General features: G+C 60.1%; 10 protein-coding genes. 5 read left to right on the top strand and 5 right to left on the bottom strand.

Translation table 11 applies throughout. The annotated features are described in order from the left end of the window. The first annotated feature begins 34 nt into the window (after positions 1 to 34). Positions 35 to 10,234, top strand: a complete 10,200-nt coding sequence (locus NLK60_RS18430; RefSeq protein ID WP_254811050.1) for a right-handed parallel beta-helix repeat-containing protein — start codon at positions 35 to 37, stop codon at positions 10,232 to 10,234. 148 nt (positions 10,235 to 10,382) lie between these two features. On the opposite strand, the gene NLK60_RS18425 is transcribed toward NLK60_RS18430, so the two are convergent. The 5 genes from NLK60_RS18425 to NLK60_RS18405 form a co-directional block, all read right to left on the bottom strand. Beyond that, positions 10,383 to 11,573 (bottom strand): tyrosine-type recombinase/integrase, encoded by a 1,191-nt coding sequence (locus tag NLK60_RS18425; RefSeq protein ID WP_254811104.1) that lies wholly within the window; start codon positions 11,571 to 11,573, stop codon positions 10,383 to 10,385. Positions 11,574 to 12,045: 472 nt separating this feature from the next. Continuing rightward, the gene (locus tag NLK60_RS18420) at positions 12,046 to 12,594 is read right to left on the bottom strand and encodes a universal stress protein (protein ID WP_254811049.1); all 549 of its coding nucleotides are present in this window, start codon (positions 12,592 to 12,594) and stop codon (positions 12,046 to 12,048) included. Positions 12,595 to 12,757: 163 nt separating this feature from the next. Beyond that, entirely contained in the window at positions 12,758 to 13,189 is a 432-nt protein-coding gene (locus tag NLK60_RS18415; RefSeq protein ID WP_254811103.1) for a YeeE/YedE family protein, read from the bottom strand. Positions 13,190 to 13,221: 32 nt separating this feature from the next. Continuing rightward, positions 13,222 to 13,779 carry a YeeE/YedE family protein gene (locus NLK60_RS18410; RefSeq protein ID WP_254811048.1) on the bottom strand — a complete coding sequence of 186 codons (558 nt, stop codon included), beginning with the start codon at positions 13,777 to 13,779 and terminating at the stop codon, positions 13,222 to 13,224. Positions 13,780 to 13,790: 11 nt separating this feature from the next. Continuing rightward, a complete protein-coding gene (locus NLK60_RS18405) occupies positions 13,791 to 14,984 on the bottom strand; it encodes an MBL fold metallo-hydrolase (RefSeq protein ID WP_254811047.1) in 1,194 nt (397 codons plus the stop codon). A gap of 230 nt (positions 14,985 to 15,214) precedes the next feature. Here NLK60_RS18405 and NLK60_RS18400 point away from each other — a divergent pair, with 230 nt between their 5' ends. The 4 genes from NLK60_RS18400 to NLK60_RS18385 all read left to right on the top strand — a co-directional run bounded on the left by NLK60_RS18400 (position 15,215) and on the right by NLK60_RS18385 (position 17,340). Then, a complete protein-coding gene (locus tag NLK60_RS18400; RefSeq protein ID WP_254811046.1) occupies positions 15,215 to 15,460 on the top strand; it encodes a sulfurtransferase TusA family protein in 246 nt (81 codons plus the stop codon). Between the two features lies 1 nt (position 15,461). Next, on the top strand, positions 15,462 to 16,037 hold the full coding sequence (locus tag NLK60_RS18395; RefSeq protein WP_254811045.1) for a DsrE/DsrF/DrsH-like family protein: 576 nt from the start codon (positions 15,462 to 15,464) through the stop codon (positions 16,035 to 16,037). Between the two features lie 185 nt (positions 16,038 to 16,222). Then, positions 16,223 to 16,675, top strand: coding sequence for a pyridoxamine 5'-phosphate oxidase family protein (locus NLK60_RS18390; RefSeq protein WP_254811044.1), 453 nt, complete (start codon positions 16,223 to 16,225; stop codon positions 16,673 to 16,675). A 239-nt stretch (positions 16,676 to 16,914) separates the two neighbouring features. After that, complete coding sequence (locus NLK60_RS18385; protein WP_254811043.1) at positions 16,915 to 17,340, top strand: universal stress protein; 426 nt, start codon at positions 16,915 to 16,917, stop codon at positions 17,338 to 17,340. The last annotated feature ends 553 nt before the right edge of the window (positions 17,341 to 17,893 follow it).

Genomic DNA, 17,893 nt, shown 5'->3' with positions numbered 1-17,893 from the left:
TGGTTCTGCCAACATCACAGAGGACTGTCTTGTCGTGGGTCCGGGTGAGAGTATCCAGGACGCCATCGACGCGGCAGACCCCTGGGACACGATTTGCGTGGGGACGGGAACGTACGACGAGAACCTGCAGGTGACGACTGAGGGGGTCACCATTGCGGCGACATCGGGAGCCAACCCGGTGTTGCAGGGTTCTTCAGGGACGGGTGTCCACATCGACGGTGCATCCAACGTCACCGTCGAGGGCCTCGAGATCCGCGGGTACGCTACCGGGGTCCGGATCGAGAACAGTCCGAACGCGACCATCGCATCGAATACGATCACCGAGAACGATCAGGCGATTCGCGACTTCGATACCACCTCACACGATATGGTGATCGTCGACAACGTCATCGAACACAATCCGATTCGGGGCGTCTCTATCCAGGGAAGCGATCGCGTCCAGATCACCGGGAACCACCTCGAGGCGAACGGTAACTCGGCATCCGGCACGGGACTCGGGATCTACATTCGAGGCGGGGCCGGTGGTGAGGAAGTCACGATCGAAGGGAACACGATCGCGAACCACGACGGGGGGCTCTCCGTCTGGACGCCCAATGCAGTAATCAGCGAAAATACGATCACCGATCACACGGTGTACGGCATCAACCTCAGAACTGGGCTAAACTCCCAGAACGCACACGACGCCGTCGTCGAGAGCAACACCTTCGACAACGAGGGAACGAGCATCCAGGCGTCGTCGGTCCGGAATACGGAGGTCCGGAACAACACCTTCTCAGGACAGGGGACCGACGTTGATTTCGGATCGGTCCGGGACGCCGTGATTATTGACAACGATTTTTCGACCGGAATTCTACTCAGCGGAGGTACGCTCGCCCACTTCGATCACGATGCATCCGGAAACACGATCGGCGGCGGTCCGTTCGTCTACATGACCGGAGAGGACGACCCTGCGATCCCGACTGACGCTGGACAGATCATCGTCGTCGATTCGACGAACGTCGACGTCAGTGGATTCGAGATCGATGGAGTCGCCGCGGGGATCCAGATCGCGTACAGCCCCGGCGTCGTCGTCACGGACAACACCGTGACGAACACCACCGGACACGGCATCCGGCTCTGGGCCTCGAGCGGGGCAGTCGTCGAAGACAACGTCGTCAGCCATGCAATGCTCGGATCGGATACTTCGGGCCCGGCAATCGGTGTCAGCGGGTCCTCGGGTGCAACGGTCGCCAACAACGACATCACGGAGACTGACGGACGAGCGCTCAGGGTAACGAGTTCTTCGAACGCGGAAATCCGGGGGAACACACTCACCGACAATTACGGCGGGCTATTCCTGTCCGGTTCTGATGACGCGACGGTCGCGGATAACACGATCTCAGGGACTCACCACGGCGGCGGTAACGTCGGGAGTTTCCGATCTGCGATCCTCGTGACCAGCGGCGAACGAATTCAGTTCACGGGTAACCACATCCACGACAACGCCGGGAACGGAATCCACGACAACCGCGGTCCTGGCGCGCGATATGCCGTGATGACTGACAACGTCATCACGAATAACGGAAACGACGGTATCTACTGGCGGAACAGTCGCGATGCGACGTTCACCAACAACACCGTCTCGAACAACGACCGGGCCGGGATCGCCGGGCCCTTCGGAGCCACGGTCACTGAGAATACGGTTGAACACAACTCGGGGGCGGGGATCGACGTCTCGCACGAGTCGCTCGTCGAGGCGAACCTCGTCCATAACAACGCCGGGAACGGCGTGATGGTCAATCGGAACGCTGTCGTCCGCGACAACACGATCACCGACAGCGAAGGTGCAGGGATTTTCCTTCGATACTTTGGTGACCAGATCATCGAGAACAACGATATTAGCGGCCACGATACCGACCTGGTCATCTTCGAAACCGAAGCCGTCACCGTTCGGGACAACACGTTCGAGACGGGCGTCCTGCTGATCTCGAGTTCGAACCCTTACTCGACGCTCGAGGAGGATCTTTCGACTCACTCGTTCAGCGGGAACACCGTTGCCGGCAAGGAACTGTACTACGAGACGGGCGTGGACAATCCCCAAATTCCCGCCGACCCCGGACAAGTAATCATCGTTAACTCAACCAGCGTTACGGTGAGCGACCTCGAGTTCGATGGCGTGACGGCACCGATTCAGATCGCGTTCAGTGACGCGACCGTCACGAACAACACGGTCTCCAACAGCACGGGCTCTACCGTCCAGCGAGTGGGAGCGATCACGCTCTGGGCGTCCGATAACAGCCTCGTTGCCGACAACGTGGTGACTTCGAGTGCGTACGACGGCCTGCGAGTCGTCGAGAGTGAGGGTGTCGACCTCGCGCGAAACACGGTTACCGACGGCGATCGAAACGGGATCCGCCTCGAGGGTGCGACGAACACGACTATTACCAACGATACGATCAGCAACGTCGGCTCACGCGGACTCTACGCCGAACGAAGTGCCGGTCTCGTACTCGACGGCGTCACCGTCGAGAACAGCGGTGGTGACGGGGTTTCTCTGGACAGGCAAGCGACGATCCGCGAGTTAACGATCGTCGCAAGCGGTAATGATGGCCTCTCGCTTGGCAGCGGTACTGGGACCCACATCGAGAACAGCACGATCACAGACAGCGGAAACAGCGGCGTCCGGGCGACTAGAGCGGACTACGCAACCCTATCCGACAATAGCGTCACCGGTAACGCCGCAACGGGAATCGACCTTGGGTGGAGTGGAATCGAAGGGATCGAGCTCACGTCGAACACCGTCAGCGGCAACCAGATCGGGGTCAGGGTAACCAACGACGTCGTCGTGACTGACAACGTAATTGCCGACAACGTCGATGCCGGGATACTCGTGTCATTCCAGCCCGACGGGATACAGATTAACGGAAACGAACTCGAGAACAACGGTATCGGCGTCGATTACGACCGCGGCACGTGGAGCAACTACGAGCCGGTGGATGCGACCAACAACTGGTGGGGCGCAGCTAACGGCCCGAGCGGCGGGGTCACAGATCCCGTCACCGGAACGGTAGCGAACGGCGACGGCGATAGCGTCACCGAAAACGTTCGGTTCGAGCCGTGGGTCGGAGACAACGTGGCGATCGTCGACGTTACACTGGACAAGACCGAGGTTGGAGTCGACGAAGACGTACTCGTTACGACGATCCTCGAGAACACCGGCAGCGAGACGGCGAGCATCACGCTCTCGCTGGAAGTCGATGGGGCAACTGTCGATAGCCTGAGCGTCCCGGTGGACGCAGGCGAGACCGATACCGCCGAGTTCGTCCATAGCTTCGGTGAGGACGGTGAGTACGTCGTGAGTGTCAACGGCGTCGCGGCTGGAACCGTCACCGTCGTGGCCGAATCGGTCGACATCACGTACGCCGATCTCAGCCTCTCGTCGACGGATCTGTACACCGGCTCGACGGTGGTCGTGAGCGCTACCGTGGAAAACGAGGGAAGCGAGGACGGTTCCTACGAATCGCTCCTGAGCGCCGATGGCACGGTCGTTGACCAACAGAGCGGAACACTTGCCCCCGGCGAGTCGCGAACGCTGACCTTCTTCACCCAGCTCGAGACGAGCGGCGAAATCGAGGTCACGGTCGCCGACCTTCCGGCGGAGACGGTTACCGTAACGGCCGCGTGGACCCAGGAGGGCTTTGGTGACAACAACGTCGGCCACGGCGCTGAGCTAACTGGGCCAGTCCTCTCGCCCGACGAGCAGTGGCAATACACTGCGGGCAGCCAGAGTTGGCACTACGTCCGCTCCGCTCCCGCCGTCGTTGACGGGGTCGTCTACGTCGGAAGCTGGCCACCGATGGTCCACGCCGTTGACGCGGCAACCGGCGAGGCCATCTGGACCGTCGACACCGATGGAGCGGTTGTCACCGCGCCCGCAGTCGCTGATGGCGTCGTTTACGCGACGAGCAACCTCGGAACGGTCTACGCGATCGACGTCGACGATGGAACCATCCTGTGGAGCGAGTCGATCGGCGAACCGCTCACCTCGCCGCGGATCGTCGGCGGAGAGCTGTACGTCGGCAGCGAGGACGGGAGCCTCTACGCGCTGGACCCGGTGGACGGATCGGAGCTGTGGAGCTTCGACACGGACCGAAAAATCGACACGACACCTGCCGTCGCGAACGGCGTCGTCTACGTCGCGACCAGCCCCAGATCGGGGCAGCCGATAGACGAGCGAGTGTACGCCATCGAGGCGGCAAGCGGAACGGAACTGTGGAATGCTGACGAACCGGTGCTGGTCAATACGGCACTGACCACCGTCGACGGCGTCGTCTACGTCGCAGACTTCACCGGAATCGTTTACGCGTACGATGCGGAAGACGGCACGCTGCTGTGGGATTCGCCAGTAAGCGCGAGCGCGATCAACGGCGCACCGGCCGTCGCCGAGGGCGTCGTCTACGTCGGCAGCAACGACAACCACGTCTACGCACTCGAGGTAGACACCGGAACCGAGCTGTGGAGCTTCGAGACCGGTGGCGACGTTCGATCCTCGCCTGCGGTGGCGAACGGTGTCGTCTACGTCGGCAGTTTCGACGATCACCTCTACGCGCTCAACGCGAACACCGGCGACGAACTCTGGGCATTCGAGACCGGAGACAGCGTCTGGTCCTCACCAGCCGTGCTCGACGGCGTCGTCTACGTCGGTAGCCAGGACGGTCGCCTCTACGCAATCGGCGAAGGCGAGCTTCCAGCGGCGTTTACGATCATCGAGGCCTTCGTCTCGGACCGGACGGTAGTCGTCGGCGAGTCAGTGGACACCACCGTCCAGGTAATGAACCAGGGTGGCTCAGCGGGCGAGTACACGGCTGAACTGCAGGTCGATGGGGTCCCCGTCGCAACCGAGACTGCGACGATCGAAGCCGGAGAGATCGTAACCCTCACGCTCACCCACCAGTTCGACGACCCGGGCACCTACCCCATCGCCGTCGACGGCATTAGTCTGGGATCGATAGACGTGATGGCTGGTGCACAGGAGCCGTTCTTCGCGGTGACGATCGACGGCACCAACACGCCGGTAACCGAAGGCGACGCGCTCGAGGTGGACGTGACCGTCCAGAACACCGGTACCGTTGCCGGGACGCAGACGGTGTTGCTGGTGCCCGATAACGGAGAAGCGATCGTGGATGCTTTCGATTCCCAGAGCGTCTCGCTCGATCCGGGCGAGGAAACGTCGTTCACGCTCTCGTGGGCGACTGCGGACGGCGACGCGGGTGAAGATATTCCACTCGCCGTCACGAGCAACGATGCCACAGCAACCACGACAGTGACCGTTACCGGGGCGGCATCCGCCCCGACGCCGTCACCAACACCCTCGCCCGATCCCGCGTTCTTCGCAGTGACGATCGACGATGCTCCCTCCCCGATCCTCAGCGGTGAAGTCCTCGCCGTCACCGCGACGGTCGAGAACACCGGCGACTCCGCAGGCACACAGACGATCGAACTGGTCGTCGACGGAACCGTCGTGGACGCGACGAGCCTCACGCTCGATACGGGCGAGTCGGCACAGCTCCCGCTGTCGTGGACAACTCCGGATGCGGGAGACGAGGTCGATATCGAAGTCAGGAGTGACGACGACGTCGATTCGGCCACCGTGGTCGTCGAGGATGTCGATCCCGAAGCGAACATCATCCTCTACGGCGCAAGCGCGGACCGCGATCACGTGACGATCGGCCAGTCAGTCGTCGTGACGGCGGACCTCTACAATGCGGGAGACCTCGCCGGGAGCCGGACCATCGCGCTTTCGGTTGACGGCGACGTCGTCGACGAGACGACAGTCACCGTCCGTCCTGGAATCGCCCGGGGCGGCGTCGAACTCGTCTGGACACCCCAGGAAGACGACCTTCCAGCCGGTGAGGACACCATGGACGTGACGCTCTCTGTCGACGGGCTGTTCGTCGAGACAGTGACGGTCGAACACCAGTACACGGACATTCGGGTTATCGCTGCTTCCGCATCCGAAGTCGAGCTGGTCGCAGGCGAGCAGCTGTACGTCGTCGGGAGCATCCACCAGGCGGGCACTATCGAGGGTCCCGAGACGATCGAACTCACTGCGACCAACATCGATACCGGCGAGTCTGCGGTCGTCGGTACCCAGGAGGTAACGCTCTCGCCTGGATTCTACCACCTCGGCGCACTCAACGTCACCTTCCAGCCGGAGCATGCTGGGACCTACGACCTCGAGCTCGGTGGCCGCTCGGCCGGCACCGTGGAGGTTCAGCCAGCGTTCTCCGACATTCAGGTGATCGCAGCGTCACCCTCCGCAATCGAGCTGGTCGCAGGCGAACAGCTGTACGTCATCGGGAGCATCTACCAGGCGGGCACTATCGAGGGTCCCGAAACGATCGAGCTCACCGCGACCAACGTCGACACCGGCGAGACTGCGGTCGTCGGTACCCAGGAGGTAACGCTCTCACCGGGATTCTACCACCTCGGCGCACTCAACGTCACCTTCCAGCCGGAGAGTGCTGGAACGTACGACCTCGAGCTCGGTAGCCGCTCTGCCGGAACCGTGGAGGTCGAAGCGGCCGTCTCGGACATTCAAGTGATTGCAGCATCGGCCTCAGCGGTCGAACTGGTCGAAGGCGAACAGCTGTACGTCATCGGGAGCATCTACCAGGCGGGAACCGTCGAAGGGCCCGAGACGATCGAGCTCACCGCGACCAACGTCGACACCGGCCAGACAACGGTCGTCGGAAGCCAGGACGTGAGCCTTTCGCCCGGCTTCTACCATCTGGGAGTCCTCAACGTCACCTTCCAGCCGGAGAGTGCTGGGACCTACGACCTCGAGCTCGGTGGACGGAGCGCCGGAACCGTGGAGGTCGAAGCGGCCATCTCGGACATTCAGGTGATCGCAGCATCGGTCTCGGCAGTCGAGCTGGTCGAGGGCGAAGCGGCCTACGTCATCGGGAGTATCTATCAGGCCGGAACTGTCGAAGGGACCGAAACGATCGAACTCACCGCGACCAACGTCGATACTGGCCAGACAACGGTCGTCGGAAGCCAGGACGTGAGCCTTTCGCCCGGCTACTACCATCTCGGTGCGCTCAACGTCACCTATCAGCCCGACCATCCCGGAACCTACGACCTCGAGCTCGGCGGACGAAACGCGGGGACGGTCACCGTCGCGGAATCCGAAAGCGACATCGTGGTCATCGCCGCGTCAGTGTCGGACGTCGAACTGATCGAGGGCGAGGGGACGTACGTCATCGGGAGCATCTATCAGGCAGGCACGGCAGAGGGTCCAGAAACGATCGAACTCACCGCGACCAACGTCGACACCGGCGAGACGGAAGTCGTCGGGAGCCAGCAGGTAACGCTCGCTCCCGGCTACTACCACCTCGGCGCGCTCAACGTCACCTTCCAGCCGGAGAGTGCCGGGACGTACGAGCTGGAACTCGGCGGCCGAGAAGCAGGAACCGTCGCGGTCGACGAAGCGCTCACCGACATTCAGGTGATCGGGACCTCGGTTTCGGCCGTCGAACTGATCGAAGGTGAACAGCTGTACGTCATCGGGAGCATCTACCAGGCCGGTAACGTCGAAGGAACCCAGACGATCGAGCTCACCGCGACCAACGTCGACACCGGCGAGACGACCGTCGTCGGAAGCCAGGACGTGAGCCTCGCGCCCGGCTACTACCACCTCGGTGCCCTCAACGTCACCTATCAGCCAGAGAGCGCCGGCACCTACCAGCTCTCGCTCGGTGACCGCAACGCCGGAACGGTTGAGGTCGAAGCGGCGTTCTCCGACATTCGAGTGATCGCGGCGTCTCCCTCCGAGATCGAGCTGGTCGCAGACGAACAGCTGTACGTCATCGGGAGCATCTATCAGGCCGGAACGGTCGAAGGCACTGAAACGGTCGAGCTCACCGCAACGAATCAGGAAACCGGCGAGACAACGGTCGTCGGGAGCCAGGACGTGAGTCTCGCGCCCGGCTACTACCACCTCGGCGCACTCAACGTCACCTTCCAGCCCGACGCCCCAGGGACCTACGACCTCGAGCTCGGTGGCCGATCGGCTGGCACTGTCGAGGTCGAGCCAGCGTTCTCCGATATCAAAGTGATCGCGGCGTCACCCTCCGCGATCGAGGTAATCGAAGGCGAACAACTGTACGTCATCGGGAGCATCTATCAGGCGGGTACGGTCGAAGGCACTGAAACGATCGAACTCACCGCGACCAACGTCGACACCGATGAGACGGAAGTCGTCGGTACGCAGGACGTGAGCCTGGCACCCGGGTTCTATCACCTCGGCGCGCTAAACGTCTCCGCTCAGTTCGACGCCCCCGGGACCTACGACCTCGAGCTCGGTGGCCGCTCGGCTGGTACCGTCGAGGTCCAGCCCGCCGTCTCCGATATCAGAGTGATCGCGGCGTCGCCCTCCGCGATAGAAACGGTCGCGGGCGAACAGCTGTACGTCATCGGCAGTATCTATCAGGCGGGAACCGTCGAAGGTCCCGAGACGATCGAACTCACCGCGACCAACGTCGATACCGGCGAGTCTGCAGTCGTGGGCACGCAAAAAGTGAGCCTGAGGCCCGGATTTTACCACCTGGGCGCGCTCAACGTCTCCGCCCAGATCACCACCGTGGGAACGTACGATCTCGAACTCGGCGAACGTGATGCAGGCACCGTGACGGTCACGCCAGCGAGCATCGATCCGTCGGTTGCTGCCGTCATCGGTCATTCGACAGGCATCGACCTCGACACCGGCGACGAACTCGTCTTCGCGAGCGACGAGGCAACCGTCGAAGTAGACGTGACGGCGGATCTCGACGTGGCCGACGTGACGCTGCTCGTCGAGTCGCTCGAGACCAGCTACGCCGTCAGCACCGCTGGAACCCACCAGGACGGGGACCGATGGATTATCGACGTCCCGATATGGAACATACCGGATGACGGCCGCTACTCGCTGTCGGTGTTCGCCGTGGATGTCATCGGAACGGCTGGCATGGACGTCGCCGATGAGATACTCGTCGTCGACCGCAACGGCCCTTCGATGGCCGCCAGTCTCGAAGACGTCACCATGTCGGATGCGACACTCGTCGTCGAGAGTGACGAGCCGCTGTCTGGCGTCCCGACGGTCGTCGCCGAGTTCGTCGCCCCGGACGGCACGACCTCGCCCGCAACGGTGACGATGGACGACGCTGGTCCCTCGCCGACGCGTTTCACCGGCACCCTCGTAGTGGACGAGCCCGGTGAGTACGTCGTGACCGTCACCGGAACCGACAGGGCCGGAAACGAGGCGACCGACGAAGCCTCAGTCGTCGTCCACACGAAGTTCACCCTCGCAGACGGGCGGATAACGTTCCCGTCCGGTTCCTCGATCGATTTCGATCTGATCGACGACGCCGACCAGGCGATCAAGTCCCAGGAGCTGTTCCTGGCACTGTCGGAAAATGAGATGAATCCGAACGTCAATGGTGGTGACCTCGGCGTCGGATTCATGACGGCCGATATGGACAGTTTCATCGATTACTACCTCGAGGAAGGGACAATCGAAAGCGCGACGATCTCGATGGCTATCGACGAGGAATCGCTTCCATCCGGTGTCAGTGCCGACGCCGCACAGATGCACTACTACGATGCATCCACAGACCAGTGGGACCCGGTCGAAACCGAGGTTACCGTCGTCGATGATACACCGTTCCTCGTTTCGACAGTGACGCACTTCTCGACGTACGGTGCGTTGATCGCCGACGATGAACCGCCTCGACTCGTCGATATCTCGACGTTCGAGTCGGCCGACGGCGTCACTGTCCGATTCGAGTACGAGGATGCACTATCGGGCGTGGACGTGCGCTCGGTGTCCCTGCTACAGGACGGGACTGACGTGACTGCAAACGGGCAGATTACGTCGTCCGCCGCCGAGTACACCGTCGAATCTACCGCCGGCACCTCACACACAATTGCGGTTGTCGTGGGAGATAACGCAGGCAACGACGCGACGTACGAGACGACCGTCACGTTCCCTGTATCAGATTCCGATTCGGTATCCGAAGATGCCACTGATACGGATGGGGATTCGACAAGCGAACACGACACCGAACAGGAAGACGATGGAGATACGGATACGACGAGTCAACACGACACCGAAACCGATCACGATCGCGACTCCAGTATTCCCGGTTTCGGCGCGTTGGCAGCGCTGCTCGCACTGTCTCTCGTCGCACTGCTGTCCAGACATCGGCAGGATTAGTCATCGACCCACGACTGATGTCGTGGGCTTCCTCCTCGCATTTCTGTGAGGACGTGGCCCTTGTCGCCCTGGGTGCGAGAGGAAACGAGTAAAGGAGTCGCTCGAGGCGGTTATGGAAAATATATAGCGATAATATATTTATCACGAACTACCGTCCGAACGCATCTTCCAACCGATCACGCATAAATTTACGCCGATACCTCCGTCGTTCGGCTTCCGAGAGATAATTGTTCAACACGACGGAGGGGTCCGAACTCCCCTGCTCGCCAGCGATGACATTGAGGCTGTCGAGCAGTTGCTTCTGCGCCTTGAGATACGTCGTGTACCAGAACCGACGTCCCATCTTAGAGGTGGGCACCTCTCCATCAACCCGCACCTCGGCTCGATGGGCGAGTTTCTGGAATCGACGTTGTACAGTCTCACCGATGATATGACCACTGTTGGAAGCCCTCGAGGGGAGTACGTACCCGTTCCAGTCCCGATCACGGCCACCCAGCCAGTCGATTCGATCAACCAGTTCATCGACGCCGTACAACAGGGCAACCGTACCAGGGCCGTTCTTTCGGTTCTCGAACGCAATATGTGGGTCGTCGGTCTCGAGGACGAGCTGGGAGTGATGCAGCGAGGCCACCTCGTTTCGCCTGAGCCCCCAGGCACACAGGCCCAAGACGATAAGTTTCTCCCCCGGATCGACGGCTGCTTTGTACAGACGACGAACCTGTCGCGTAGTGAGCGGCTGGTTGTTCGGATCGCCGCGTTGCCAGTTGTACTCGGCTTTGATTCCCGCGACAGGGTTGAACGCCGCTTTCGCCCGTCGCTCGAGGTGGTCGTAGAACTGATTCACGTCACCGTAGTACTTCAACTTCGATGCGTCGCTCTCGAGGTCGTGGTGAAACGCATCGAAGACAGCGAGGAGGCGCTGGATTTCTTCCTGCCGATTTGTCCCATCACCCACTCGTGCTACCAGGTCGGCCTGGCCGTGGATATCCGCGTACACGCGGGCGAACTGAGCGAGTCGTGCTCGTTTGGTGTCGACGGTCGACTGGGCGAGCCCTCGACGCCGATCAATCGTTCGGACGTACGCTTCGAGTTCGTCGATGGTCGTTTCGTCGTCTATACCCCAGGTGTAAGCGTCCGAAGAGGCGTCTGTATAGCCGACTGTGGCGAGAAACTGCGAGAGCGTCATATCGTGGTGCTCTCGGAGCGCGTACGCAATCCCAGAGTAGCCTGCTTCGGTAATCTCCTCGTAGGTCGGCTTGCGCTCTGGGTCGAATCCCTCGCGCTTGAGTTCGAGTTCGACGTGAGTGTTCCAGTAATCCTGTAGTTCCTCGAGCGACATTCGTGACCAGTTGATCTGATCTGACTGACTCACCGTTCTACCACCTCGAGTAACCCGAAATCTTCTGTTCTGGTGTATTCCTTATCTCGCATTTTCACGTATTACAGCATACGTGACATTCTAATAAAACTACTGCTTATTGGTTTGTCGCAGTTGAGACAACGGGAATAAGTAAAATACAGAGAACTGGTACGAAGACCGCCATAAACTAAATAACGCTATATCAAATTTGTGAACATCCCGTCCGATTTGGAAGACAGAGTCCTGCAGATCAACACCGACCTGAATCCAATAGAAATGAGGGTGAAAATAACCGATACACCCCATTACTGGTGATGTTTTGCCATAATATGTTGAGGGAGACAGCAGCGTGGCGAGTTTCAAAGATTTTGGAAGATTGAAAATTATTCCTCCGCCGAGCAGAGATCACTACCTTTCCGGCTGGCTCAGTCCAAAACTGAGTACGGTAGTCTTATCGAACAATTGTGACTGGTACCTCAACCCGTTTGACGACTATTTCTGCCGTGCTCCCAATTTGTGGGGCTGGTACTCCGCCTCGACCACGACTCCCGAGTACCACCTGGTCGATATCGTTGTCGTCGACGTAGGCGACAATCGACTGTGCAGGTGAGCCTACCGACGTCGCCGTCGCTACCGAGTGCGACTCGAGTGTATATTGTCGGTTCGCCGACGTACCGGTTGTCGATTCTTCACTCCCCTCGTTGCTCGATTCATCATCACCGAGCTCAGGGTCCGATTTCCGGACGACGTCCACAGGTAAATCCGCAATCGCCGCCTCGAAAAGATCGGCTGCGCGAGCGTGCTGGACCTCGAGCCACCTATCTGTTAGCGGCGTTCGTTCGTCGGTGGCGTGTGGCAAGTCAAACGGGTCGATAGCGTGAAAAAGGACGAGGTCGGCTCCGGGGAACGTCTCGATGGCGTACTCGAATGCCGCCTGCGCCGGATCCGATCCGTCGTGTGGGACAAGTATCGTCAACGTGCCTGTGTCGCGACTGGACATACGCGAGTATTCTCGAGGAACATACAAAGTGTTCCCCCACGAGCGTCGGTCCCCCGCGGAGATCACAAGAGTCGCTACTCGTTCGGACGAAAAATGCTCGAAACCGTTCGCTCGAGGGGAGCTTCACTGGGGAAATCAGGATGGCTACTGGGAAAATCGTCGTTCAATCGGCGTTTGCCATAGATGCCGCACTGGCCTGTTGACTTCGCCAGACCCCCTGCAGATACGCGCCAACGAACATCCCCGCGAGCGCCCAGAGGATGGTCAGGTTACCGATACCGAGACTGGCGTAGGCGGCCCCAGGGCAGATACCCGAGAGGCCCCACCCAACCCCGAAGATCGAGCCACCGATCAGGACGTTCTTGTCGAATGACTTGAGTCGACGACCGTACGTGTCGCCAGTGAGGGGCGCCCGGCCTCGAAGGCGCGGGACGATGGCGAACGCCAGTCCCGTGACGATGGCAGCCCCGAACATGACGAACAGCAGGCCGAAGTCCGTGAACTGCAGGAACTCGAGGACGACCTCGGGTCTGGCCATGTGGCTGAAACCGAGGCCGAACCCGAAGATCAGGCCGCCCACGAAGATAAGCGGCATGAACGCGGGATGGCGTCCCCCTGGCTCGCCGCTCATGGTGACACCCCCAGCGCCACGACGATCTGAGCCGTACCGATCGCGACGGCGAGGAACGTCATCACGCCGACGATCGATGTCTTTGAGGCCGAGCCAACGCCACACACGCCGTGTCCAGAGGTACAGCCCTTCCCGATTCGCGTGCCGATCCCGACGAGGATCCCGCCCAGGAACAGCCGCCAAGGCTGGACGTCGGTGAGCCAGAAGGTGAACCCACCGAGTTCGAACACTTCGCCAGTCGATCCAGGCTGGTAGAGCGAACTCGACAGCACACCCGACTGGAAGGTGAGTGCGTAGACCATCGCCCCCATGATGATGCCGAGAGTGAAGACGATCCGCCAGTCACGAGATGAGCGATAGCGCTGAAATCGGGACTGATCGGAGACGTACGAGAGCGTGGACTCGAGGAACGTGCTTGCCCCGGCGGCGATGCCCGTCCCGACGTAGATGACGACGGCCCCGAGACCGACCAGCAGTCCACCGACAGCATATCTGGAGATGCCGTTCGGGAACAGCTCGGCAGTCAGTAGCGGAATCGTTGATTCAGTAATCACGGTTACGTTGGTTAGTCATCAGCCAACGAGCCCTGACTTGCGGCACAGTTGTTCGGGCCGAGCTCGAGTTCGAATGCTTCGTCGTCGTCGGCCTCCTGCTGGCCGAGGTTGGTCTCGATGATGTCCACGTAGTTGGCCGGACGTGGTGGCATATCCGAGAGGATCAATTCGACGAAGTCGTCTTCTTCCATCGTGAGTGCAGCCATGTTCGAGCGGAGCTCACCAATCGTGGCCGTGTAGGTGCCGTCGTCGGCCGGCACGGCCGAGTCGCTGAAGTGTGCGCCGCCGATGAGGGTCTCTTCGGGCAACGTCAGCACTCGCTCCTGGAGCGATTCGTAGAGCTGGCTCGCGGCCTCGGGTGCGCCGTCGTCGCCTTCTTCGAGGTCCGGTCGGGCAACGCTCTCGATGAACAGCCCGTCACCGGTCGCGAGCAGCGAGTCGTCGATCAGGTACGAGGTCATCCCGGAGGTGTGCCCTGGGGTGTAGACCGTCTCGATGGTTGCGTCACCGACCGCGAACTCGTCTCCGTCTGCCGCCAGCGACATCTCGTCGGCGTAAGTGACACCACGGTCGACGGCGGCGTCAGGAATCACGCCCTCCACACCTTCCTCAGCGAGCGCGCGAACGCCCGAGATGTGATCGGCGTGGATGTGCGTGTCGATGGCGTACTGCAGTTCGACACCGAGGTCGTTGGCGTCCTCGAGGTACCGGTCCGTGAAGGCACGGAGCGGATCGATGACGGCAGCTTCGTCACCGTCGTAGACGAAGTAGCCGAGGCAGCCCGAGGAGGGCCGCTGGTACTGAATAAGCGTGCCCGCGCCGTCGTAGCGTTCGACCTCGACAGCTTCGTAGATTCGCGCCCAACCGTTCATGCCCTCCTCGAGGTGGTTGACGTCGTAGCCACGCTCTTTGAGTCGACCGGCGACGTACTCGCTTGCACCTCCCTTCGCACAGAGGACCGTCACTTCGCGGTCGTCCGGGATCGGCTCGATGATGTCATCGTCGAGTTCATCGTCGAGGAAGTGGAAGTACGGAACGTTGATCGATTCGACGCTGTCGCCCTCGATCTTCCATTCCTCGTAATCACTTCCCATCCGCGCATCGAGCAGGGTGACCGCGTTGCCGGCGTCGATGTCCGCTTTCAGGTCTGCAGGGGTGATTGATTCGATCGGCACATCAGGAGTTGGGAAATCCATCTCGTCCATTGTACATCAACCAGTATTGGCCCCGGATACATAAACATTTGCATAGTAGTTCCCCTAAAGCACAATACTACTCCCGGTAGATTTTCCCAGAGTATATTTCTTTACGCCTGTGGGCGCCAGTAGAGCGAAATATTCACTCGCTGTTGTTCGAGTCTGGTGCAATAATCGATATACTTTTATGTCCAGGGTCGGTATTGTGTTCCAAGTCCAATACGGACCAACTGATACCAATGAGTTCAGAATACAACGTGACCGAGACGCTCGACGTGAAAGGACTGTCATGCCCAATGCCCATCGTCAAAACGAAACAGGCGATTGACGATGTCGAGGCTGGCGGCGTGCTTGAAGTGGTTTCGACCGACTCCGGCTCGATGAGCGACATTCAGGGCTGGGCAGAAGGAACCGACGGCGTCGAACTCCTCGACCAGGTCGAAGGCGACGAACTGTACACCCACTACGTGAAAAAGACTGCATAAAATGAGTGCCGATAACGCCCCACAGCCAGGTGACGGAGAGTTCGACGCTGCCGAGTTAGCAGCGCTACGCGACCGCGTGAACGAACTCGAGGATACCGTCGCAGCGATGGAAACCGACCAGAAGAAGATGACCATCGTCGCTACGCAGGGGAGCTTCGACATGGCGTACCCGCCGTTAATCCTCGCGAGCACGGCCGCGGCCTTCGGCTGGGAGGTCGTCGTCTTCCACACGTTCTGGGGCCTCGATATTCTCCACGAGGAGAAATCCCAGGACCTCAAACTGAGTGCCGTTGGCAACCCGAACATGCCGATGCCGAACGCGCTCGCCGCGCTCCCCGGAATGGACGCGATGGCGACGAAGATGATGGAGAAGAAAATCGACGAGAACGGGACAGCAACCATCGAGGAACTGATCGACCTCTCGCTCGACCAGGGCGTCGACTTGCAGGCCTGCCAGATGACCATCGAACTGATGGGCTACGACGAAGGCGACTTCTACGACGGCGTGACGACCGGTGTCGGCGCGGCAACCGCGATTCAGCACATGGCCGAATCCGACGTCCAATTGCTCGTCTAGACGCGAATCGTGTGCCTCGAGCGATAACGGGTTCACACGAGTGATTCGACACACATCACACCCCCGGAATACACCCACACCAGTCGCTACTGACACAAAACCAGTCCATGCTGACGTTCTCGTTTAGTATACTGTACACCGAACGGTGAAAGCCGTATTTTTATCTCCAGGTCGTCGACATACCCATGCAGTCACTCCGCTGGGTGCAACTCCCTCGAGACGAGATCGACTCGGTCCTGGGGACGGGGGGCGTCGGCGTCCTCTCGTTCGCGACGGATGCAGGGAAGCCACCGTTTTCGATCCCGGTTTCCTACGGATTTTACCCCGAAGATGACAGTTTCTACTTCCACCTCGCCTTCCCACAGGACGACAGTACCAAAGCGGAATTGCTCACCAATCCAGTGACCTTCGTCGTGTACACCCACCCCGAGGAAGGATGGCGAAGCGTCGTCGCAAGCGGTACGCTCGAGGAAATCGACGAGGCTCCCTACGAGTCGATGGCAGTTCAGGCCATGTGGGGCGTCGAAATCCCCGAAGTCGAAGTGTTCGAACGACCTCGTGACGAAATCACATTCCGTGATTTCCGGCTGGTTCCCGATAGGCTAACCGGCCGGAAAGAAATCGAAACCGAAGGCTGAGTGGTTCCCCGCGCCTGAACGGGTGAGCCAACCCGATGGCTTCGGTTCCCTTCTCGACGTTTGAGAGAACTCTAAACGAGAGTGTTGATGTCACGTGCCGGCTCTCACCCCGAGTCGGCACTCGGCGGGAGAGTAGTGGACGATTCTTTCTGCGGACAGCACTGGACGGTACATCTCCGGGCTGAGAGTTGCACACTGACTGTCCAAAAGCGTATCACCCAGCCCGATGATATGAACGTATGTTCGAGACGATTTTACTTCCAACTGACGGCAGCGAGGATGCCGAATCGGCCGCCGACGCTGGCCTCGAGTTAGCGCAGATACACGACGCGGAGGTCCACGTCCTCTGTGTCGCCGAAACCGGCCTCCTCGGGCACGTCCGATTGCCCGGCGATGCCGACAGTGCCGAACACGCCATGCACAGACAGGCCGAAACCTTCGTTTCTCGAGTGGCCGACCGGGCCGGTGATCTGCCCGTCACGACTGCGGTCCGGACCGGGCCACCAGAAACCGAACTGCTCGAGTACGCAAACGAAATCGACGCCGACTTGATCGTGATGGGGACTCGAGGCCGAGGTGGCGTCCACAAACTCGCTATCGGGAGCGTCACCGACCACGTCATTCGGTTCGGCGATATCGACGTGTACGTCCCATCACTCGAGTGACGGTCCCCATAGTAGCCATTGAAAGTCATTTTTCACACTATTACAAGACGGCGTCGTGATAGGTGTGTAAATCGCACAATGGCTCGTGTCAACAACCTCGACCTCAAGGGTCGAGGTTCTCGTCCTGCACCGCCTATAGAACCCTCCCAAACCACGAGTACAGACTCCGAGTACGGACAGTGCCGAATCTCATACGGTCTACTGAAATCGCTTTCAGTGGTCTCCGAACCGGTATGGAATACCACTGACAAAATTATAACAGACCGTACCGAGCGCACCACATGAAGCTTTGCACGGACTTTGAAAACGATCAATACAGGTGGTACACGTATCACTCAGTGCATAATTCGTCTCACTACGACCTCTCCACGTCTCGAGTTGGGTTAACTAGACTGTGCTGGTTCCCACTGACTATCGGTTACGGGATGAGAGAGATGAGTGACTTTTTTACCAGCCTTCGTCCATCTTCCGTCAGTTCGCCCTTTGTTTTTCCGTTCATGATTGAGCCCGGCGCGATCGTGTAGAGTGCCCACGGCATCAGGTACGATGTATC

This window comes from Natronosalvus amylolyticus (genome assembly GCF_024298845.1).
GTDB lineage: Archaea > Halobacteriota > Halobacteria > Halobacteriales > Natrialbaceae > Natronosalvus > Natronosalvus amylolyticus.
The sequence above is the reverse complement of the archived record's forward strand: the minus strand, read 5'-3'. Positions and strand labels throughout refer to the sequence as shown.